The sequence below is a fragment of the Candidatus Desulfovibrio trichonymphae genome, assembly GCF_002355955.1.
Classification (GTDB): Bacteria; Desulfobacterota; Desulfovibrionia; order Desulfovibrionales; family Desulfovibrionaceae; genus Desulfovibrio; species Desulfovibrio trichonymphae.
In genome coordinates this window covers 865,018-885,000 of sequence record NZ_AP017368.1, presented here as the reverse complement: position 1 = coordinate 885,000, position 19,983 = coordinate 865,018, and the positions used below count along the sequence as shown (strand labels likewise).

At 57.2% G+C, this 19,983-nt stretch carries 19 protein-coding genes and 2 rRNA genes (1 of these 21 only partly in view); 19 read left to right on the top strand and 2 right to left on the bottom strand.

The window, feature by feature from the left end:
- The 13 genes from RSDT_RS04315 to RSDT_RS04255 all read left to right on the top strand — a co-directional run.
- A 23S ribosomal RNA gene (locus RSDT_RS04315) occupies positions 1-2,381 on the top strand; it begins 548 nt to the left of the window's first position.
- 42 nt (positions 2,382-2,423) lie between these two features.
- A 5S ribosomal RNA gene (rrf, locus tag RSDT_RS04310) occupies positions 2,424-2,537 on the top strand.
- A gap of 183 nt (positions 2,538-2,720) precedes the next feature.
- Complete coding sequence (locus tag RSDT_RS04305) at positions 2,721-4,361, top strand: NAD+ synthase (RefSeq protein ID WP_096399700.1); 1,641 nt, start codon at positions 2,721-2,723, stop codon at positions 4,359-4,361.
- A gap of 84 nt (positions 4,362-4,445) precedes the next feature.
- Positions 4,446-4,706, top strand: coding sequence for an FmdB family zinc ribbon protein (locus tag RSDT_RS04300; protein ID WP_096399699.1), 261 nt, complete (start codon positions 4,446-4,448; stop codon positions 4,704-4,706).
- A gap of 163 nt (positions 4,707-4,869) precedes the next feature.
- Entirely contained in the window at positions 4,870-5,748 is an 879-nt protein-coding gene (locus tag RSDT_RS04295; RefSeq protein WP_096399698.1) for a YicC/YloC family endoribonuclease, read from the top strand.
- Positions 5,749-5,831: 83 nt separating this feature from the next.
- Positions 5,832-6,164, top strand: coding sequence for a DUF370 domain-containing protein (locus RSDT_RS04290; RefSeq protein ID WP_096399697.1), 333 nt, complete (start codon positions 5,832-5,834; stop codon positions 6,162-6,164).
- Entirely contained in the window at positions 6,154-6,762 is a 609-nt protein-coding gene (gene gmk / locus RSDT_RS04285) for a guanylate kinase (RefSeq protein WP_096399696.1), read from the top strand. The genes RSDT_RS04290 and gmk overlap by 11 nt, the downstream gene beginning before the upstream one ends.
- A gap of 24 nt (positions 6,763-6,786) precedes the next feature.
- Entirely contained in the window at positions 6,787-7,470 is a 684-nt protein-coding gene (gene pyrF / locus RSDT_RS04280; protein WP_096399695.1) for an orotidine-5'-phosphate decarboxylase, read from the top strand.
- Positions 7,471-7,743: 273 nt separating this feature from the next.
- On the top strand, positions 7,744-9,462 hold the full coding sequence (recJ, locus tag RSDT_RS04270; protein WP_096399693.1) for a single-stranded-DNA-specific exonuclease RecJ: 1,719 nt from the start codon (positions 7,744-7,746) through the stop codon (positions 9,460-9,462).
- 42 nt (positions 9,463-9,504) lie between these two features.
- The gene (locus RSDT_RS04265; protein ID WP_172414415.1) at positions 9,505-9,792 is read left to right on the top strand and encodes a GIY-YIG nuclease family protein; all 288 of its coding nucleotides are present in this window, start codon (positions 9,505-9,507) and stop codon (positions 9,790-9,792) included.
- Positions 9,786-10,124 carry a LysE family transporter gene (locus tag RSDT_RS07745; RefSeq protein WP_331712850.1) on the top strand — a complete coding sequence of 113 codons (339 nt, stop codon included), beginning with the start codon at positions 9,786-9,788 and terminating at the stop codon, positions 10,122-10,124. The genes RSDT_RS04265 and RSDT_RS07745 overlap by 7 nt, the downstream gene beginning before the upstream one ends.
- Positions 10,121-10,390: a LysE family transporter gene (locus RSDT_RS07740; protein ID WP_331712849.1), complete on the top strand. Its 270-nt coding sequence runs from the start codon at positions 10,121-10,123 to the stop codon at positions 10,388-10,390. The genes RSDT_RS07745 and RSDT_RS07740 overlap by 4 nt, the downstream gene beginning before the upstream one ends.
- Positions 10,391-10,441: 51 nt before the next feature.
- Positions 10,442-10,969, top strand: a complete 528-nt coding sequence (locus RSDT_RS04255; protein ID WP_145954809.1) for a VUT family protein — start codon at positions 10,442-10,444, stop codon at positions 10,967-10,969.
- Between the two features lie 267 nt (positions 10,970-11,236).
- On the opposite strand, the gene RSDT_RS04245 is transcribed toward RSDT_RS04255, so the two are convergent.
- Positions 11,237-11,764: a hypothetical protein gene (locus RSDT_RS04245; protein ID WP_096399689.1), complete on the bottom strand. Its 528-nt coding sequence runs from the start codon at positions 11,762-11,764 to the stop codon at positions 11,237-11,239.
- A 352-nt stretch (positions 11,765-12,116) separates the two neighbouring features.
- Here RSDT_RS04245 and rpsL point away from each other — a divergent pair, with 352 nt between their 5' ends.
- The 4 genes from rpsL to argJ all read left to right on the top strand — a co-directional run bounded on the left by rpsL (position 12,117) and on the right by argJ (position 16,622).
- Positions 12,117-12,488: a 30S ribosomal protein S12 gene (gene rpsL / locus RSDT_RS04240; RefSeq protein ID WP_096400518.1), complete on the top strand. Its 372-nt coding sequence runs from the start codon at positions 12,117-12,119 to the stop codon at positions 12,486-12,488.
- 155 nt (positions 12,489-12,643) lie between these two features.
- The gene (gene rpsG / locus RSDT_RS04235; protein ID WP_096399688.1) at positions 12,644-13,114 is read left to right on the top strand and encodes a 30S ribosomal protein S7; all 471 of its coding nucleotides are present in this window, start codon (positions 12,644-12,646) and stop codon (positions 13,112-13,114) included.
- A gap of 138 nt (positions 13,115-13,252) precedes the next feature.
- On the top strand, positions 13,253-15,331 hold the full coding sequence (gene fusA, locus RSDT_RS04230; protein WP_096399687.1) for an elongation factor G: 2,079 nt from the start codon (positions 13,253-13,255) through the stop codon (positions 15,329-15,331).
- 103 nt (positions 15,332-15,434) lie between these two features.
- Positions 15,435-16,622, top strand: coding sequence for a bifunctional glutamate N-acetyltransferase/amino-acid acetyltransferase ArgJ (argJ, locus tag RSDT_RS04225; RefSeq protein ID WP_096399686.1), 1,188 nt, complete (start codon positions 15,435-15,437; stop codon positions 16,620-16,622).
- 345 nt (positions 16,623-16,967) lie between these two features.
- On the opposite strand, the gene nth is transcribed toward argJ, so the two are convergent.
- Complete coding sequence (gene nth, locus RSDT_RS04220; RefSeq protein WP_096399685.1) at positions 16,968-17,684, bottom strand: endonuclease III; 717 nt, start codon at positions 17,682-17,684, stop codon at positions 16,968-16,970.
- 502 nt (positions 17,685-18,186) lie between these two features.
- Between nth and speB the strand changes: the two genes are divergently transcribed.
- Both speB and panB read left to right on the top strand, forming a co-directional pair.
- Positions 18,187-19,059, top strand: coding sequence for an agmatinase (gene speB / locus RSDT_RS04215; RefSeq protein ID WP_096399684.1), 873 nt, complete (start codon positions 18,187-18,189; stop codon positions 19,057-19,059).
- A complete protein-coding gene (panB, locus tag RSDT_RS04210; RefSeq protein ID WP_096399683.1) occupies positions 19,056-19,880 on the top strand; it encodes a 3-methyl-2-oxobutanoate hydroxymethyltransferase in 825 nt (274 codons plus the stop codon). Before speB ends, panB begins: the two co-directional genes overlap by 4 nt.
- Positions 19,881-19,983: the final 103 nt, after the last annotated feature.

The following is a 19,983-nucleotide window of genomic DNA, read 5'->3' as shown; positions in this document are numbered from 1 at the left end:
GAATCTGAAACCTGATGCTTACAAGCTGTGGGAGCCGCCATGAGCGGTGACCACGTGCCTTTTGCATAATGAGTCAGCGAGTTGATCTGTACTGCGAGGTTAAGCGCAAGTGGAGCCGTAGCGAAAGCGAGTCTGAACAGGGCGAAGAGTAGTGCGGATCAGACCCGAAACCGGGTGATCTATCCATGAGCAGGTTGAAGCAAGGGTAAAGCCTTGTGGAGGACCGAACCAATAACGGCTGAAAACGTTTTGGATGACTTGTGGATAGGGGTGAAAGGCCAATCAAACCCGGTGATAGCTGGTTCTCCCCGAAATATATTGAGGTATAGCCTTGTGAATTGTCTGCCGGAGGTAAAGCACTGACAGAGCTAGGGGTCCTACCAGATTACCAAACTCTTTCAAACTCAGAATGCCGGTCAGATGTATCACAGGAGTCAGACGGCGGGTGCTAAGGTCCGTCGTCGAGAGGGTAAGAGCCCAGACCGACAGCTAAGGCCTCCAAATGCATGCTCAGTGGTGAAGGTGGTGACGTTGTGTAGACACCCAGGACGTTGGCTTAGAAGCAGCCATCGTTTAAAGAAAGCGTAACAGCTCACTGGTCTAATGACGTTGCGCCGAAAATGTAACGGGGCTAAGCATGCTGCCGAAGCTTCGGATTTCCCGCAAGGGATCTGGTAGGGGAGCGTTCTTCTTGGGCTGAAGGTGTGGCGTAAGCCATGCTGGACTGAGGAGAAGTGATTATGCTGACATGAGTAACGATAAAACGGGTGAAAAACCCGTTCGCCGTAAACCCGAGGTTTCCTGGGTAAAGGTAATCTTCCCAGGGTTAGTCGGCCCCTAAGGCGAGGCTGAAAGGCGTAGCTGATGGGAAACGTGTTAATATTCACGTACTTGTGTATTCGCGCGATGGAGGGACGCAGGAGGATAGACGGTCCGGGTGTTGGATCCCGGTGTAAGCGAGTAGGCTTGTGTGCAGGCAAATCCGCACACTTCAAGGCTGAGACGCGAGTCCGTGACCGCAAGGTCTGAAGCCGTTGAGTCCATACTGCCAAGAAAAGCTTCTAAGTATAGGATACGCAAACCGTACCGCAAACCAACTCAGGTGGGTGGGATGAATAATCCAAGGCGCTCGAGAGAACTCTGGCCAAGGAACTCGGCAAAATAACCCCGTACCTTCGGAAGAAGGGGTGCTCCTTCAGGTGAAGCGATTTACTTGACGAGCTTGAGGGAGCCGCAGAGAAATGGTGGTGGCGACTGTTTACTAAAAACATAGGTCTGTGCGAAGTCATAAAGACGCCGTATACGGACTGACGCCTGCCCGGTGCCGGAAGGTTAAAAGGAGAGGTCAGCGCAAGCGAAGCCTTGAATTGAAGCCCCGGTAAACGGCGGCCGTAACTATAACGGTCCTAAGGTAGCGAAATTCCTTGTCGGGTAAGTTCCGACCTGCACGAATGGCGTAACGATCTCCACACTGTCTCGGCCAGAGACTCGGTGAAATTGAAGTCGCGGTGAAAATGCCGTGTACCCGCAGAAAGACGGAAAGACCCTGTGCACCTTTACTATAGCTTGACATTGGGATTTGGACCTGCATGTGTAGGATAGGTGGGAGGCTGTGAACCCTGTACGCCAGTATGGGGGGAGCCGTTGTTGAAATACCACCCTTGTTTTTTCAGGTCCCTAACCCGACGCCGTTATCCGGCGTGGGGACAGTGTCTGGCGGGTAGTTTGACTGGGGCGGTCGCCTCCTAAAGAGTAACGGAGGCATGCAAAGGTTCCCTCAGGCTGATTGGAAACCAGCCGTTGAGTGCAAACACAGAAGGGAGCTTGACTGTAAGAGAGACATCTCAAGCAGGTACGAAAGTAGGTGTTAGTGATCCGGTGGTCCCGTATGGAAGGGCCATCGCTCATTGGATAAAAGGTACGCCGGGGATAACAGGCTGATCGCATCCAAGAGTTCACATCGACGATGCGGTTTGGCACCTCGATGTCGGCTCATCACATCCTGGGGCTGAAGCAGGTCCCAAGGGTACGGCTGTTCGCCGTTTAAAGTGGTACGCGAGCTGGGTTTAAAACGTCGTGAGACAGTTTGGTCCCTATCTTCTGTGGGCGTAGGAGAATTGCAAGGGCCTGTCCCTAGTACGAGAGGACCGGGATGGACGCGCCCCTGGTGGACCTGTTGTCGTGCCAACGGCACAGCAGGGTAGCCAAGCGCGGAAGGGATAACCGCTGAAAGCATCTAAGCGGGAAGCCTGCCTTAAGATAAGTTCTCCCTGGAGCAATCCCTGAAGGGCCGAGGTAGACCACCTCGTTGATAGGCTGGGTGTGGAAGCGCCGCGAGGCGTGGAGCTGACCAGTACTAATAGCCCGTGAGTCTTGTTTGAAAGAAACTCCTTCCTTCCCTGTCAATTATATATGGCCGAGCTTTTGGCAGCCATGGAGAAGAGGGTACACCCGATCCCATTCCGAACTCGGCAGTTAAGCTCTTCATCGCCGATGATACTGCATGCTTTTTGTGGGAAAGTAGGCCGCTGCCAAATTGTTTGAGAGCCCCCGTACAACGCCGGGGGCTTTTCTTTTTCTCCCCTCTCCCTCCATAACATGCCTCTGCAAAAATACCTGTCAATTGCGTTTTGCAATGTAATTGTATACACTTCCCTGTAAAGGGTTTCTCAGCAGTGTGGAAGCAGTGTGGAAAAGGAATACAAGGGAATACATTAGGGATGCGTTGCGCGCTTTTGCAGATCAATTCCACAGTCGGCGATATCGCCGGTAACTTGGAACGCATAGTTGACGCCTTTCAGGCCGCAACGCGCAACGGCGCGCAGTTGTGCGTCACGCCTGAGCTTGCGCTTGTCGGCTATCCGCCCCGTGATCTGCTGCTGTATCAGGCTTTTGTTGAGGAGGCGGAGTGCGCCGTTCTCACGCTCACCCAGCGGACGGCGGCGTCAGATTGCGCTCTTGTTGTGGGCACAGTGGGCCGCAACGCCAATGGCGTGGGCAAACCTGTGCATAATCAGGCTGTTTTTATTCACCGGGGCATTGTCATGGCGCGCTATGCCAAGCGATTGCTCCCCACCTACGACGTTTTTGATGAGGCGCGTTATTTTGAGCCCGGCAATGCCCCGCGCGTGATCGCCTGCGGCGGTCTTCGCGTGGCGCTCACCGTGTGCGAGGACATCTGGAATGACAGCGCGTTCAGAACCTGGCCCGCGTATTCCCTTGAACCTTTGGCCGGGCATCCGCCTTTTGACCTGCTTGTCAATCTGTCCGCTTCGCCCTTTACCGTCGGCAAGCAGAGACTGCGGGAAGAGATGTTGACGGCGCTCGTCCGCAAGTACGGCGTTCATGCGCTCTATGTCAACAGCGTGGGCGGCAATGATGATTTGATTTTTGACGGCCGTAGCATGCATGTCAGCCGCGACGGGGCGGTACTTTCGCGGGCGCCCGGATTTATGGAGGACGTTCTGTGCGTGGATATTGCCGCGCCAGGCTCCTCACTTGCCGAAGACGATTTTACGCCGGAGTCCGAAATGTGGCGGGCACTTGTTCTGGGCGTGCGAGACTACTGCGCGAAAACAGGGCAGTCCCGTGTGCTTCTCGGGCTTTCTGGCGGCATAGATTCCGCTTTGACGGCGGCGATCGCCTGTGAGGCGATGGGACCGGAAAATGTGCACTGCGTGCTGCTGCCTTCGCCGTATTCCAGCGAAGACAGTCTTGTCGACGCAAAGACCCTTGCCCGCAATCTCAGCATGCGCGTCACAACTCTGCCTATTGAACCGGTCATGCGAGCCTGTGACGCCGTACTTGCGCAGACATTTGCCGGGCGCGCACCTGATGTGACGGAGGAAAACTTGCAGGCGCGGATACGGGGCTGTCTGCTCATGGCCATTGCCAACAAATTCGGCAAACTTTTGTTGACAACAGGAAATAAATCTGAAATTTCAGTTGGATATTGTACCATTTATGGGGATATGTGCGGAGCACTCGCTGTGATAGGCGACGTATACAAGACAGAGGTCTTTCGCCTATGTCGCTGGCTTAATACGCGGGGCCGCGCCTGCATTCCAGAGAATATTCTGCTGAAACCGCCTTCTGCGGAACTGCGTCCGAATCAAACTGATCAGGACAGCCTACCCCCGTATGACGAGCTCGACGCCATCCTACGCTGTCTGCTTGAAGAACGCCTGTGCACGGATGCAGTTGTTGCCGCCGGGCATGCCAGAAAGGTTGTCGCCAGGGTGGCGTTGCTTGTGCGCGCGGCGGAATTCAAGCGCCGTCAGGCCGCGCCTGTGTTGAAAATCACGCGTCAGGCTTTCGGCATAGGCTGGCGCATACCCATTGCCAGTCGGCATATATTATAACATGTCGTTTTTATTGAATTTAATATTTATCTGCAAGCGTCACATTTTTAGGTTGTGAACAATATGTCTGCCAGGAGGTTTTGTATGCCCATGTTTGATTTTATCTGCAAGGTCTGTGGGACCGCGTTTGAAGAACTTGTGACCAATGGCGCAGCTTTTGTCTGTCCGCAATGCGGCGCAGGCGCTGTGGAGCGTCAGATGAGCGCGCCAAGTCCGGTAAAAAAAGGAGTTTTTCCGTACAAGCCGGGCCCAGTGCGGCCGCTTGGCGCGGGCCTGCCCGCATGCGGCGCCGGCGGCTGCGGCATGCGGGCAGGCTGCGGCTTTTCCTGCGGGGAGCAGAAATAATCTCTCGGATTGTCAATCATAATTATGAGTCATACTGATTATAACAGGCATATAGAAAAATGTTTGTGTCAGGATGTTGCGGATTGCGGCCTTGAGCCAATATCTTGCGTTATCGCCCGGCCTGTTTTAGAATCCGTTTATGGTTTTAGACAGGGAGGCGGCGATGCTCCGCAGCATGACCGGTTTTGGCCGCTGTCTTTTGGAGCACGCCGATGGTACCCAGCAATGGGAAGTGAAAAGCGTCAACAGCCGCTATCTGGAAGTCAGGTGGCGGCTGCCTGTCACCGCGCACGGGCTGGAGCCGCGCCTGGAAAAAGTGACGCGGCGTTTTGTCGTTCGGGGCAGGGTGGACATCAGCCTTGATCTGCGATCCTCGTCAGCGACGACGGCACCCTGTTTTGACGCGGGGCTAGCCCGCGCCATGCTGGAAAGTCTGCAGCGGCTGGCTGCTGAACGCGGCGAAAGTTTCATCCCCGACTACAACGCACTTTTCTCTGTGCCGCAGTTGTGGAGCGGTGCGGATGACGAACCTGATGAGGGCGTTGTTTCCCATCTGGAAGAAGGCCTCACTCTGGCCCTGGAAGACTGGAATGAGGCCCGCGCCCTTGAAGGGGGCGCTCTTGGCGCGGACATGCTTTCACGCATACTGCGCATGGAAGAGTGGACAGGTTTGATAGCCGAGCGCGCACCGATTATCCGCGAAGAACGGCTGGACGCGCTACGTGAGCGGCTTGGCGAGGCCTTTGCGTCAAGCGGCCGGGATATGGAAGATCCCCGCCTGCTTCAGGAAGTGGTGTTTTTGGCTGACCGTCTGGACGTCAGTGAGGAACTGACGCGCCTTGGCACGCATCTGGAGCGGCTGCGCGAGTTGTTGCAAAACGGGGGGGATGTGGGGCGCCGACTGGACTTCACCCTGCAGGAGTGTTTTCGTGAAATCAACACATGCGGCAGCAAACTGCCTGACATACAGCTTTCACGGCTGGTGGTGGATTTTAAGAACGAACTGGAAAAGTGCCGCGAGCAGGTGCAGAATCTGGAATAACTGCGACGCGCCATGACGCGTCACAGTTATTTGTAACTTATAAATTATTTATATCAATATGTTACTGTTTATTGGCAGGATGCATGTCTCGTGATTGTCTCATAAATATAGGGTTCGGCAATTATGTGCTGGCCGGGCGGATAGTGGGTATCGTCAACCCCGCCTCGTCGCCCATGAAGCGTCTGCGCGAAGACGCGAGGGCCGAAGGGCGGCTTGTGGACGCAACACAGGGGCGCAAGACGCGATCCATTTTGGTGACGGATTCCAACCATATTTTTCTTTCTTCCATTCAGTCTGAAACCATCAGCCAGCGTTTTGCGCAGGAGGAGGGAGGAAAAAAAGAAGAAAAATCCAAAGACGGCCATGAGGCCGTTCGTCAGTATTCTGTCCAAGAAGAGGGCGCTGATGCAACGTGAAGGCATAGCCTTGGTAGTGAGCGCGCCTTCGGGCGCGGGCAAGACAACGCTGATCAGCCGGCTGATCAGTGAATTTCCGCATTTCGCCTTTTCTGTCTCCTGCACCACGCGCGAGCCGCGTCGGGGGGAAACAGACGGGCAAAATTACATATTTTTGAGCCGTGACGAATTTGAGCGGCGTAGGTCCGAAAGTTATTTTGCTGAATGGGCCGAAGTGTATGGCAATCTTTACGGAACGCCCCTGGTGCCGGTGAGGCAACTGTTGCGCAAGGGGCAGGATGTAATTTTCGATATTGATGTGCAGGGCGCGGCGCAGTTGAAACTTTCGCTTCCCACAGCTGTTTTTGTGTTTATCCTGCCTCCTGATATGGAAAATCTTGAGCGCCGCCTGCGTGGACGGGGGCAGGACGACGAGACAACCATCGCGCGCCGTCTCGCGACCGCGCGCAAAGAGATATCCGAGGCTCGCTGGTACGATGCGCTTGTGGTCAATGACGATCTTGATCATGCCTACGACGCTCTACGGACCGTCTATCTGGCGTCCGCCCTAGCGCCGGTTCGCAATCCGCTTGTGGTGGAAGCACTGCTCGCCCGCTGAATTCGGACCTGCAAGGAAAAAGTTGTGGCTCAGCTCATTGTCGCTCTGGATGTGCCTGACAAAGACAGGGCGCTTGCCCTTGCCCGTGAACTGCGGGGCATTGTTCCTTGGTGCAAGGTGGGGCTTGAGCTGTTCACCTTGGCCGGGCCTAGTGTGCTTGAAGCGCTTAATACACTGGGATATAAAGTTTTTCTTGATCTGAAAATGTATGATATCCCGAACACTGTGGGGCGTGCCGTGCTCGCGGCGGCGTTGGCGGGCGTGGATATGTTGACGCTGCACTGTCAGGGCGGGGAGAGAATGTGCGCGACGGCGCGCGAAAGCCTGTCAGCCGCGCCGGGAGCCCCCCCCCTGCTTTTCGGCGTGACGGCTCTGACAAGCTTTATGTCGGGAGAAATGCCGGGCATTGACGCGCAGCCTGCGGATTTTGCCCTTGCGCTGGCACTGAAGGCGCAGGAGTGGCGTCTTGACGGTATCGTGTGTTCCGGTCGGGAAGCCGCAAAAATCAAGGCCGCCTGTCCGCGGCTGCGTTGTCTGTGCCCCGGCATTCGGCTGTCGGGATCGGCGGCAGGTGATCAGCGGCGCGTTGTGACGCCGGCGGAAGCCGTGGCGGAAGGGGTTGATTTTTTGGTGGTCGGCAGGCCCATTGTGGCATCTTCGTCGCCTGCCAATGCGGTGCGGCAAATTTTGGCGGAAATGACCATATAAGGCAGTGAAAATCCATACCTACAGAACAACAAACCATGACGAAGGGGCGGGCGTACTCGAATGCGCAGATGCCAAAACAGATGTGCGCGGCGTGTTTCCCACACCGGCTGACCATCTGCGAAGGCGCTGGAAACAGCGCCGAATCATGAAGCGTCCGTCAAATTTCTCGGCTGGCTTGTGTAAGAGAAGCTGGCCGCCGCAGGAACGGCTGGATGCCGCGCAGAGCGCTTCGCCGGGGTATTGCGGCAGTCAGAGCAAGGGGTGTGTCAGACGGTGAGAACCTGGCGTTTTCGTGTCTGTCCTAGGGGAGAAGCTCCCGCGGCCTGGGCCAGGAAACTTTCCATTTCGCCGCTACTGCTGCGTCTGCTCTGGCGGCGCGGCTTGACGGAACTCCAAGAGATGGAGAACTTTCTTGCCGCCGGCCTCGGCTCTCTCACGCCGCCCGAGCGCTGGTCGGGTCTGGATGAAACAGCCCGTTTGCTTGCGCGGGAACTGCTTGCCGGGAAAAAAGTTGCCGTTTGGGGCGATTATGACGTGGACGGTCTGACGGCCACGACGCTTGCGCTGGATGTTCTTGAATTTCATGGCATTTCTGTCGTGCACCATATTCCGGATAGGAGAGACGAAGGCTACGGTCTGAACATCGCCGGCATTGAAGCGCTGGCCGGCTGCGGCTGCGGAGTGCTGCTGACAGTGGACTGCGGTATCTCAGACGTTCAGGCCGTGGCCCGCGCACGGGGTCTGGGCATGACTGTCGTCATTACCGATCACCATTTGCCGCCGTCTGAACTGCCCTTGGCCCACGCCGTCTGCAATCCTAGGCTTGGAGATTCGGCCCCTTGCCCGCATCTGGCCGGCGTGGGCGTAGCCTTTTATCTGATGGCCGCTCTCAACGCGGTTTTGGCTGACAGCACGGGCAAACGCTACAAAATGGACGCAGTTCTGGATCTTGTGGCACTAGGCACGCTGGCCGATGTTATGCGTCTGACAGGGGAAAACCGCATTCTCGTGCGCGCCGGTTTGAACAGCATTGCCCGTGCCGCACGTCCCGGCGTGGCCGCGCTCAAAGCTGTTAGCGAGGCGGATCAGGCCGCTTTTCTGACCAGCGGGCAGGTGAGCTTTCGTCTCGCGCCCAGAATCAATGCCGCCGGGCGCATGGGCAGCGCTGAAGCGGCCTTGCGTCTTTTGCGCGCGAAAGACCCCGCAACGGCCGCGGATCTTGCCGCTCAGCTGGACACGCTGAACAGGCGTCGCCGCGAGGAAGAGGAGCGCATCCTAATGCAGGCGCGCGTGCAGGCGCAGGCGCAGCTGGCCGAAAAACCCCGCGCAGCCCTTGTGCTGTATGGTCCAGACTGGAACACCGGCGTGGCGGGCATTGTCGCCTCCCGCATTGTGGAGGAATTTTATCGTCCCGCCATTGTTCTTTGTGACGACAGGGGCTCGCTCAAGGGATCCTGTCGCTCGGTGCGCGATTTTGATTTATATGCCGCTCTTGCCGGCGTTGCCCGGTGTCTTTTGGGATTCGGAGGGCACCGCATGGCCGCTGGCCTGCGACTTGAACCTAGCAATCTTGCGGAGTTTCGGGAGAATTTTGAAGCAGCGGCCGGCGCGGTGCTGGGGGCGGAGCCGTCCGCGCCGGCCCTGACGCTGGAATGTGAGCTGGATTTCAACAAAGCCGTCGAGCACTGTTTTTTGAAAGAGCTGGAACTGCTGCAGCCATTCGGCCCAGGCAACGCCGAGCCGATTTTTGCCTCTCCTCCGCTGCTCGTCAGAGAACGCGCCTTTTTGGGGCGCAGCCGCGAGCATGTGCAGCTCAGGGTGCTGGATGAGACGAGCGGCATGACGCTGTGGGCCAAAGCATGGCGTATGGCCGGGCAACTGCCCCCGTCGCTTGTGGGCAAAAAGATTCGTTTGGCCTACACGCCGCGTCTGGACATATACAACGGCATTGCCTCTGTGGACGTGCTGGTCAAGGACTGGCAGAAGGCATGAAAATAAAAAACGTCTTTCTTCCGAATTTCCGGTAGGGGCTGCGTGGCTGTAGGCGCCGGTGCATCCGTTTGGCATGTGTATCTGCTGGAATGCGCTGACGGCACGCTTTATTGCGGCGTCACAAACAATCTTGCAAAGCGTGTTCAGCAACACAACGGCGTGATTCCCGGAGGCGCTTGTTACACCAAAGGCCGTCGCCCAGTGCGCTTGCTGACGAGCAGGCCCTGCTCGTCAGCAAGCGCTGCCCTTCTGCTTGAACGCGTCGTCAAGGCCTGTCCCCGCGCCGCGAAGCGAGATTTTTTGCAACATGGAGACAGCCGGGCGTGTTGAGCCCTGATGTCCTGTTTGCGTTTTTTGCCGCATCGTTGCTGCTTGGCGTGGCGCCTGGTCCGGACAATATTTTTGTGCTGACGCAGTCGGCTGTGCACGGCGCGGGCGCGGGCGGCGCCACAACCCTCCTTGGTCTGGTCACGGGTTTGTGTGTACACACCATTGCGGTTGCACTGGGTGTGGCGGTACTTTTGCAGAGTTCGCCCGTGGCTTTTGCCGTGCTGAAGGCGTGTATCTTGCCCGGCTTTCCTTCCGCGCCGGAGCGCTCCCAGCAGGCGGTGGCAGCGCTCCGTTTCCCGGCTATGGGGCGCTCTATCGGCGCGGCATTGTGATAGAACATAACCAACCCGAAGGTTACCCTTTTTTTCTTGCCTTTTTGCCGCAATTCTGCGACCCGGCGCGCAGCAGTGTGGCGTTGCAGGTGCTTTGTCTGGGCAGTCTGTTTATTGCGGCCACTATTCTGATGTTTTTTGCCGTTGCCGCTTTGGGCGGGCGTCTGGCTGTCCGGTTCAACCGCTGCCCGCGCTGTCAGGTGTTTGTCCATCGCCTCGCGGGAATGGTTTTTGCCGGTTTGGCCGTTTTTTTGCTTGTCTCCTGACATTGGCCGGAGCGTTTTTTGCACCGCTCCCGCCCGCCCGGATCAGGCCGCTTGACCTCAGCTACGGCTGGGCATAGTTTTTCCGCCATGTTTTCTCTTGTCACCTATATGGTTCTGATTGTGGGCGTGAACTGGGCCTTTGCCGTCACTCCGACTGTTTCCCTGCCGGGCGGCGAAGTATGGCCGCCGGTTTCGCTCATTGTGGGTTTTATTTTTGTGGTGCGGGATTTTGCTCAACAGCGCGTGGAGCATCACGTTCTCTGGGCTATGCTGTTCGGCTGCGCCGCAAGCTGGGTTATGGCGAGTCCTGACCTTGCCATAGCCAGCGCGGCCGCTTTCGCCGTGGGTGAACTGGCTGACTGGGTGCTGTTCACTGTTACCCGCAAGCCCCTGTCGCGGCGTATCCTGCTCTCGAGCCTCATCAGTACGCCCTTGGACAGTCTTGTTTTTTTAGGCCTCATCGGCCGCGCCGCGCCGTTTTCGTTTCTCACCATGACATTGAGCAAACTTGCTGGCGCGTTTCTGGTTTTTTGGCTGTTGCGCCGCCGGGAAGAGCTTGCCGCCCCGCAGGGCGCGTAGACCCGTCTTATGGTGTTTTCTCAAAAGGGAAAGCTGTGCTCTGGTCGCGATGGACATGTCGCTTTCTGACGCTATCCGGCGGCTCACGTTTCGGGTGGATGATGAAGGCGCTTGCCGTTTTGAGGTCAAGGTGCTCCGTCAAGGCCATAGCGGAACTTGAGGCAGGGAAAGGGTATCAGTGCGGTTCTATAGCTGAACTTATGGCGGCGTTGATGCGGACGATTGATTGGGCGAAGACATTCAAAGCTGTGGGTGTGTTGCCGTCTGTCACCGGCCAGCAACCTTGATATGCAACGCAATGTAGCCTTTCGCCAGCGTCTGTGCCGGCAGGCGCAACGAAATGCGGCGCACGTTCGCCCGGCTGAAGTTTCGCAGCCAGGCTGCCGCCTCAAGGCCAAGCCCGGCCAGTTGGGGGAAAGGGGTGAAGAGTACGGCAGGGCAGGTTTGATAGAGGTAGAGTTCCCCTCCGGTGAGCACCAGGGGAAATATGGAGCAGGCCACAGGCCGCTGCGCGCGCGGCAGACGGCAACCCTGCGCTGTGGCGGCTTTGCAGCCGCGGGCGTCCATATAGGCTGTATTTGGACTGTGCATGTAAAAATCGTTCGTCAGATCAGGGCGTATCTGCTCGGGCAGAAGCGCCATGTAAAAAGGCTTGTTGGAATCCTGTTGACCGCAGCAATAGCGGCAATCGCGGCAATAACCGTTTTGCAGCCAGTCGTTGCGCCAGCGCAGGGGTCTGCGGCGAGGAAAACGCGTCCGCCAGACGTCAAGATAGCTCCAAAAATGGTCTTGCATGTCGCGCTGCCTCACACAGGGACACTGGCTCCTGTTGCGCCGATAGCTGTCGGTGATGTTTTTGTGTGCTGCATAGTTGTTTCCGCTTACACTGGCGTCCGGCCGCTGTCAATGCCGTCATGCAGGCAGCGCCAGGACAGACGCATCTAAATTTTAGAGCTTCCGGCAAAAGTGTGTCATTATATTTGTTGACTTCCTCGTACATGACAGGATGATTCCTTTATTCTATAGACTTTTTTAGATGCGTCTGCCCCAGGGAGCATCCCGCCGGCGTTTGACAGGATACGTCCTGACAGTGTATAATTTATTTTCTGTGTTTTTTGACAGCAACATTACCTGGATGGAGAATATAATGCCCACCATAAATCAGCTTATCCGCATTGAGCGGAAGGCCGTGATCAAACGTAAAAAAACTCCCGCCCTGCATGCATGCCCGCAACGGCGCGGCGTGTGCACGCGCGTGTACACCACCACGCCGAAAAAGCCGAACTCGGCCCTGCGCAAGGTGGCCCGCGTTCGTTTGACAAACGGCATTGAAGTGACGGCTTATATCCCCGGCGAAGGGCATAACCTGCAGGAGCACTCTGTTGTGATCATCCGTGGCGGCCGCGTGAAGGATCTTCCCGGCGTGCGGTATCATATCGTGCGGGGCACGCTGGACGCCTCCGGCGTGGCGGATCGCCGCAAGAGCCGTTCCAAGTACGGCGCCAAGCGACCCAAGTAGCCTGAGTAAAGAGACGTACGGATTTACGCACAGAGTGCTTTCTACAAGTACGGCGCGCGTCATGCGGCGTGTCTTCATCGGCCGGGATTGCTTCCCGGCCGGGGATCGTCGCGGGGCTGGCGCCGCCGCAAACGTTTTTTCAAAGGAGATGAATCATGCCCCGTAAAGGCCCTGTTCCCAAACGTGAAATTCTGCCTGATCCTCTCTATATGAGCCGTCTGGTCACAAAATTTGTGAACCGGCTTATGTACAACGGTAAAAAAGGCGCCGCCGAGAAAATTTTTTACAGCTCTCTGGAAAATCTGACCGAGAAAACCGGCGAAGACCCCATGCGCGCTTTTGAAAAGGCGCTCGACAATGTCAAGCCGTATATGGAAGTCAAGGCCCGTCGCGTGGGCGGCGCGACCTATCAGGTGCCTATGGAAGTGCGCCTGGAGAGGCAGGTTTCTCTGTCAATACGCTGGATTATCAACTATTCGCGCGCACGTGGCGAAAAGGGGATGACCGCCAAACTTTCCGCTGAGCTGCTCGACGCCTACAACGCGCGGGGCGGCGCGGTAAAGAAAAAGGAAGATACCCACCGTATGGCCGATGCCAACAAGGCCTTTGCCCACTACCGCTGGTAAAATTGCAAAAACAATTTTGTCGGCGCGGCATCCGCAAGAAGGGCCGTGCCGCGCAAGCGCACCTGAAAAGCTGCGGCCGGCCGAACGCCCGCCGTCGCTCGCGCGGGCGGAGTCCGCGCGAGCAAATGGAGGAATACAGTGTCCCGCACCGTGCCTGTAGACAAACAGCGTAATATCGGCATCATGGCCCATATTGACGCCGGCAAGACTACCACCACTGAGCGCATTCTTTTCTACACCGGCGTTTCCCACAAAATCGGCGAAACCCATGACGGCGCATCCATTATGGATTGGATGGAGCAGGAACAGGAGCGCGGCATCACCATCACTTCCGCCGCCACAACCTGTTTCTGGAAAGACTGCCGCATCAATATCATCGACACGCCGGGGCATGTGGACTTCACCATTGAAGTGGAGCGTTCGCTACGCGTGCTCGACGGCGCTGTGTGCGTCTTTGACGCTGTGGCCGGCGTTGAGCCGCAGTCAGAGACAGTGTGGCGGCAGGCGGACAGTTACAATGTGCCGCGCATCTGCTTCGTGAACAAGATGGACCGCACAGGCGCAAATTACAACCGCTGCCTGGAGATGATCCACGACCGTCTCGGCGCCAAGCCCGTGTCTTTGCAACTGCCCATCGGCGCGGAAGATAAATTTGAAGGCGTGGTGGATCTTGTGCGCATGCAGGCCGTGAGTTTTGACAAGAGCACCAAGGGTGCGGAACTGAGTGTGGACGAAGTGCCCGCCGACATGCGTGCGCTTGTGGACGAAAAGCACCGCGAGCTTGTGGAATCCGTAGCGGAGGAAGACGAGGCCCTGCTTGAAAAATACCTCGGCGGCGAAAGCCTGACGGAAGAGGAAATCATCGCCTGCGTGCGCAAGGCCACCATCGCCCGCAATATCGTGCCGGTGCTGTGCGGCTCCGCCTTCAGGAATATGGGCGTGCAGCCCCTGCTGGACGCCGTGGTGGACTATTTGCCTTCGCCTGTGGACATACCGCCCATGACAGGCCACGAGCCGGACAGGGTGGACAATCTCATTGAATGCCCCTGCATCGACAAGGATCCCTTGGCCGGGCTCGTGTTTAAGCTTTTTTCCGACCCGTTTATCGGGCATCTTTCATTTTTCCGCATATATTCCGGCTACTTGGAATCCGGCATGGGCGTGTACAACGCCAATACCGGCAAGAAGGAGCGCATCGGCCGTATTCTCAAGATGCACGCCAACAAGCGCGAAGACATCAAATGGGCGGGCGCAGGCGATATTGTGGCGCTTGTGGGTCTGAAAAACGCCTCCACCGGCGATACGCTTTGTGACGAAAAGCGCCCTGTAGTGCTGGAATCCCTGAATATTCCAGATCCGGTCATTGAGGTCGCCATTGAGTCCAAGACCAAGGCGGATCGTGACGCCCTTTCCGCTGCGCTGAACAAGCTTGCCAAAGAGGATCCCTCGTTCCACGTCAAGGGCGATGAGGAAACAAATCAGACACTTATTGCCGGCATGGGCGAGCTGCATCTGGAAATCATTGTTGACCGCCTGACGCGCGAGTTCAATGTGAATGCCAATGTGGGCAAACCGCAGGTGGCCTACCGTGAAACAATTTCCAAGCCCGCCAAGTCGGACGTGAAGCACGCCAAACAGTCCGGCGGTCGCGGCCAATACGGCCATTGCGTCATTGAGGCTGAGCCCAACCCCGGCAACGGCTATGAATTTGTCAATTCCATCACTGGCGGCGTGATTCCCAAAGAATATATCCCGGCCATAGACAAGGGTATGCAGGACGCCATGAAGTCCGGCGTGCTGGCTGGTTTTCCCTGCGTGGACGTCAAGGTCAATCTGGTGTTCGGTTCCTACCATGAAGTGGATTCTTCGGAGCAGGCTTTTTATGTGGCCGGCTCCATGGCCATCAAGGACGCTATGCAGAAAGCTGGGCCTGTGCTTCTGGAGCCGATCATGGATGTGGAAGTGGTTACTCCTGAGGGATATCTGGGCGATGTGATGGGCGACCTCAACGGTCGACGCGGCCGCGTGCAGAGCCTGGAAGCCCGCGCCGGCGGCGCGCAGAGTGTGCGCGCTCAGGTGCCGCTTGCCTCCATGTTCGGCTATGCCACAGACCTTCGGTCGCGCACGCAGGGCCGCGCCACGTTCACCATGCAGTTCGACCACTATGAACGCGTGCCTGCGGCCTTGGCCGAAGAAATCCAGAAGACCAGAAAGTAGACGGCGGCTGGCAAAGCATACGGGAAAATAGTTTTATGTATATTTTTTGTGGGGCCTTCTGCGCTCCACAAGAACATACTTCATATATTGTGGGACGCCAATCATGACGGATGACCTGCCCAAGGGCTTCAGGGCCGGCACGGCGGCGGCCGGCTTTAAGACAACGGGCCGCGACGATCTCGGCCTCATTGTTTCGGACCGTCCCGCGGTTGCGGCCGGGCTGTTCACGCAAAACGCCTTCAAGGCAGCGCCCGTGTTGGTGTGTCAGGAACTGTTGCGCCGTGGCGGGCCGGTGCTGGCCGTGCTTGCCAATTCCGGTCAGGCCAATGCCTGCACCGGGGATGAGGGCATTGTGAACTGCCGGGCCACGCAGCTTCTGGCCGCCCAGGCGGCAGGCCTTGCCCCGAACGACATTCTGCCCATCTCCACAGGGGTTATCGGCGCGCAGCTGCGCATGAATCTCTGGCGTGCCGCTATTCCCGCCCTTGTGCAAAGCCTGGGCAGACGCGATGCAGAGGGCTTCACCCGTGCCTTTATGACCACGGATGCCTTTCCCAAATTCGCTTCGCGCGACATCGGCCTTTCCGGCGGCGGTGCGCGGCTGACCGTGATGGCCAAGGGTGCGGGCATGATCTGCCCCAACATGGCCACTATGCTCTGTGTGGCACTGACGGACGCGGCGACGGAGCGCGAGCCGTGGCAGGCTATGTTCAGGCGGGCCGTGGCCTTCACCTTCAACAGGGTCAGCGTTGACGGAGACACCTCGACAAACGACACTATTCTCGGCCTTGCCAACGGCGCGTCGGGAGTTGCCGTCCAAAGTCCGGCCGATTTGGCCCTGCTGGAAGAAGCCCTGACCGGCATTCTAGGGCAGGTTGCGCATATGCTGGTTATGGACGGCGAAGGCGCGGGCCGGGTTATCCATATTACGGCACGGGGCGCGGCTGACGAGACGGACGCCGAGCGCGTGGCCCGTAGCGTGGGCCATTCGCAGCTTGTCAAAACAGCAATCTACGGCGGTGACGCCAACTGGGGCCGTATTGTGACGGCCGTGGGATACAGCGGCGCGCGCTTTGACCCCGACCGGGTCAGCATGGCCCTGTGCGGGGTGGAGCGTTTCTGCCACGGGCAGCCCGTGAACGACGATCAGGAAGCGCGTCTCGCCGAACTGCTGCGGGGCAAGGACGTGACAGTGGAGATTGACCTGTGCGCCGGATCGGGGGAATACACGTTACAGGCTTCAGATCTCGGACACGAGTATGTAAGTCTGAACGCCGACTACCGCTCCTGATCCTGCTGTACACAAGCTCTTCCAGCCAACGGCACAGCCCTTTTTTTGCGGGAGCAAATGTCCCGTCTGTAAGGGCTTCCCGCAAATCAGGCTTGCCGTTTAAAATGGAACGTGGATCATCGGCAACTGGCCTGCCTTGCCCTCTTGGACCTTTGGGTGTGCTGGAAAGCAAAGGTTCGAGCAATCCCCATTGTTCATTTGTAACGTCCATTTTTTCTTAATGAAGGAAACAAAAATGAAGGAAACAAACAGGAAAGTCTGGAATTTTTATAGAGAGTAATCATTCGGATCATAATAACATAGTAAATGCTTTACAGGTATCTCATCGGCAATGCACACATTTTCTTAAGACACGCGGCGGGATGTTTTACGCGGCTGTTCTCCCCTGCCGGGTTTGTTCCGACCGGAAGATGGGGGACAGGCGCGGCGCGGGCAGAAGACGTTCATTTCACACTCGTTGCAACAGGGGTATCGGGCATGGCATATATCCCGGCCGAAGAGCACCATGCGGTGATTGACATTGCCCCACTCCCGACGAGGAAAAAGGACAATCAAATCCTGTTCCACACGATCAGGATCCGTCTGGTCCGTAAGGCCGAGGCGGTAAGCTATGCGTTTGACGTGCGTGTCCACCGCAAGTCCCTCATTGCGCCCGTATGCGCCGAAAAGCACAACGTTGGCTGTTTTGCGGGCCACACCCGGCAGAGATGTCAAATTTTCAAGACTGTCCGGCACGCGGCCGTCAAAAACATCCCGCACGCGTACAGCCGCGCCCAGCAAATTTTTTGCCTTGCTGTGGTAAAAGCCCGCGGAACGGATGACAGACTCAAGCTCTGTCTGATCGGCGGTCGCCAGCTCTTGTGGCCCAGGCCAGCGCCGGAAAAGTTCCGGCGTAATGGTGTTGACGCGCGTGTCTGTGCACTGGGCCGCCAGCACGGTGGCGACCAGCAGTTCCCACGCGTTGCGTGCCGCAAGCTGTGGAGCATGCCTGGGGTAACGCGCGGCCAGCACCATGAGGATTTTTTGCGCACACGCTACGCGCCGGGTATGCTCTGCAATCATGTGGACCTCCATTCAGATTTTGCCAAGCAGAGAAATTTTGGATATAATAATACCTTAGTTAATAAGGACAGATCGAAACAGTTAACAAGTTTTTTTGGAAAAATCAATTTTCTGCATGCAATCATAATCCGGCGTGGACACAGTCTGCGCATGTTCCTCATAGGCTAACCCTCGCGTCCCAGCAGCAAATGCGGTGCCTGCACAGAACGCAGAGAAGGCCGACTGCCGTTGGTATTCGGGAATTTGAACAAACCAATTTTTTGTACAAACATCACGCAAGAAATTCTGCTGTGGATTCAAAAGTATAAAAATTTTAACGCGCCATTGGTCATAATATAATTAATTCATTCTGTAAAAACAGTCTAATTATGATAAACATATTTTGGCACGAGTTCTGCAATATATTTATTACCTTCCTTATCTTTTGCTGACAGCCTCCTTCATCAAAACGGTCTGCCCCCATGCAGGCCGTTTTTACTGTGTATTGTACGGAATCAGCGGTATGAGAGAACAGTATTTTCTGGCTTCTGAATACGCGCCGGTTGCGCCGGAACGGGCGGCGTTTCACATTATCCCCGTGCCCTTTGAACGCAGTGTTTCATACGGCACGGGCGCGGCCTGCGGTCCCGCGGCCCTGCTGGCCGCCACATGTCAGCTTGAAGCCATGGAAAACGGCTGCGCGCCAGGCGAGGCAGGTTTTTATACTGCGCCTGCGGTTGACTGTGACGGCAGCGTGGAAGTGGTACTCGCGCACATAGAGACAGCCGTCGCCCGCGCCGTGAGCTGTCGTGCTTGTCCCGTGCTGCTTGGCGGCGAACATACAGTGAGCCTTGGCGCTTTGCGCGCACTGTCGCACAGCGGGCCGCTCGGGGTTGTGCAGATAGACGCCCATGCGGATATGCGTTCTCATTATGAGGGGAATCCGTTTTCACACGCCTGCGTCATGTATCGCGCCGTCGTTGATCTCGGCCTGCCTCTCGCCCAGTTCGCAGTGCGTGAGCTGAGCCGTGAAGAAGCGGACATTCGCCGGCGTCTTGGCGTCGTGCATTATGACGCTGCAACGTTGGCACGCGAAGGCCTGCCGTCTGCCCCTCTGCCTCCGGATTTTCCGCGCCGCATTTACATCAGTTTTGATCTGGATGGGCTGGACGCTTCGCTGATGCCGGCCACGGGCACACCGTCGCCTGGCGGGCTTTTTTGGCACGAAGCCGTACAGCTTTTGGAAAGCTGCGCGCAAGGCCGCGAGATTGCCGGCTTTGACGTGGTGGAACTTGCGCCCATACCTGGTCTGCATCATGCGGATTTTACCGCCGCCAAACTGGCGCACGTGCTTATGGCGCTTGTTGTCAATACAAACAGAAAGGACAGGCCATGAAAAACACCGTCATTACTTTTCGGGAAGCAAAGGGACGGGAAAAGCTCGTCATGCTCACGGTCTACGATTACAGCACGGCAAAAATTATGGATCAATCGGGCGTGCACGCCCTGCTTGTGGGCGACAGCCTCGGCAACGTGATGTTGGGGTATGACAATACGCTTGCCGTCACCCTTGACGACATGATCCGGCATTGCACGGCAGTGGCGCGTGCGTCCGATAATGCTCTGGTTGTCTGCGACATGCCTTTTATGAGCTACCATGTGAGCGTGGAGGAAAGCCTGCGCAACGCCGGGCGGCTGCTCGCGCAGGGTATGGCCCACGCCGTCAAGCTGGAAGGCGGGATGGATTTTTGCCCCACAGTGCGTGCCCTGATAAGGGCCTCTGTGCCGGTGATGGGACATTTGGGCTTGACCCCACAGTCTGTGCACGCTTTGGGCGGCTACAGGGTACAGGGCAGAAGCCTTGCCGCGGCACAGAAGTTGCTTGACGACGCCCGCGCCCTGCAGGACGCTGGCGTCTTCGCCTTGGTGCTTGAGTGCGTTCCCGCACCGCTCGGCGCGCGGATCACGCATGAGCTCGCCATCCCCGTCATCGGCATCGGCGCTGGACCGGACTGTGACGGGCAGGTGCTTGTGTGGCAGGATATGTCGGGCCTGACAAGCGCGCCGCCGAAGTTCGTTAAAATTTTCGGACAAGTTGATTCCGCTATGCGCACGGCTTTCACAGCCTATGCCGAAGCAGTGAAAAGCGGGGTTTTCCCGTCGCAGGAAAACAGCTATTCCATGTCGGATACATCCCTGTTTGACGCCCTGCGGTGATGCGCCGACCGCCGTACAGCGGATTTTTCTTGCCATCGCGATGGCCTTATGCTACAAGGCCCTTCCATTACGCACATCCCGGCTGGGATCCGGGGTCCGGCTG

Coding starts and splice junctions, on each gene's coding strand:
- RSDT_RS04305 (WP_096399700.1), top strand. CDS start 2,721: ATGCGTTGCGCGCTTTTGCAGATCAATTCCACAGTCGGCGATATCGCC.
- RSDT_RS04300 (WP_096399699.1), top strand. CDS start 4,446: ATGCCCATGTTTGATTTTATCTGCAAGGTCTGTGGGACCGCGTTTGAA.
- RSDT_RS04295 (WP_096399698.1), top strand. CDS start 4,870: ATGCTCCGCAGCATGACCGGTTTTGGCCGCTGTCTTTTGGAGCACGCC.
- RSDT_RS04290 (WP_096399697.1), top strand. CDS start 5,832: ATGTCTCGTGATTGTCTCATAAATATAGGGTTCGGCAATTATGTGCTG.
- gmk (WP_096399696.1), top strand. CDS start 6,154: ATGCAACGTGAAGGCATAGCCTTGGTAGTGAGCGCGCCTTCGGGCGCG.
- RSDT_RS04245 (WP_096399689.1), bottom strand. CDS start 11,764: ATGCAAGACCATTTTTGGAGCTATCTTGACGTCTGGCGGACGCGTTTT.
- rpsL (WP_096400518.1), top strand. CDS start 12,117: ATGCCCACCATAAATCAGCTTATCCGCATTGAGCGGAAGGCCGTGATC.
- rpsG (WP_096399688.1), top strand. CDS start 12,644: ATGCCCCGTAAAGGCCCTGTTCCCAAACGTGAAATTCTGCCTGATCCT.
- argJ (WP_096399686.1), top strand. CDS start 15,435: ATGACGGATGACCTGCCCAAGGGCTTCAGGGCCGGCACGGCGGCGGCC.
- nth (WP_096399685.1), bottom strand. CDS start 17,684: ATGATTGCAGAGCATACCCGGCGCGTAGCGTGTGCGCAAAAAATCCTC.
- speB (WP_096399684.1), top strand. CDS start 18,187: ATGAGAGAACAGTATTTTCTGGCTTCTGAATACGCGCCGGTTGCGCCG.
- panB (WP_096399683.1), top strand. CDS start 19,056: ATGAAAAACACCGTCATTACTTTTCGGGAAGCAAAGGGACGGGAAAAG.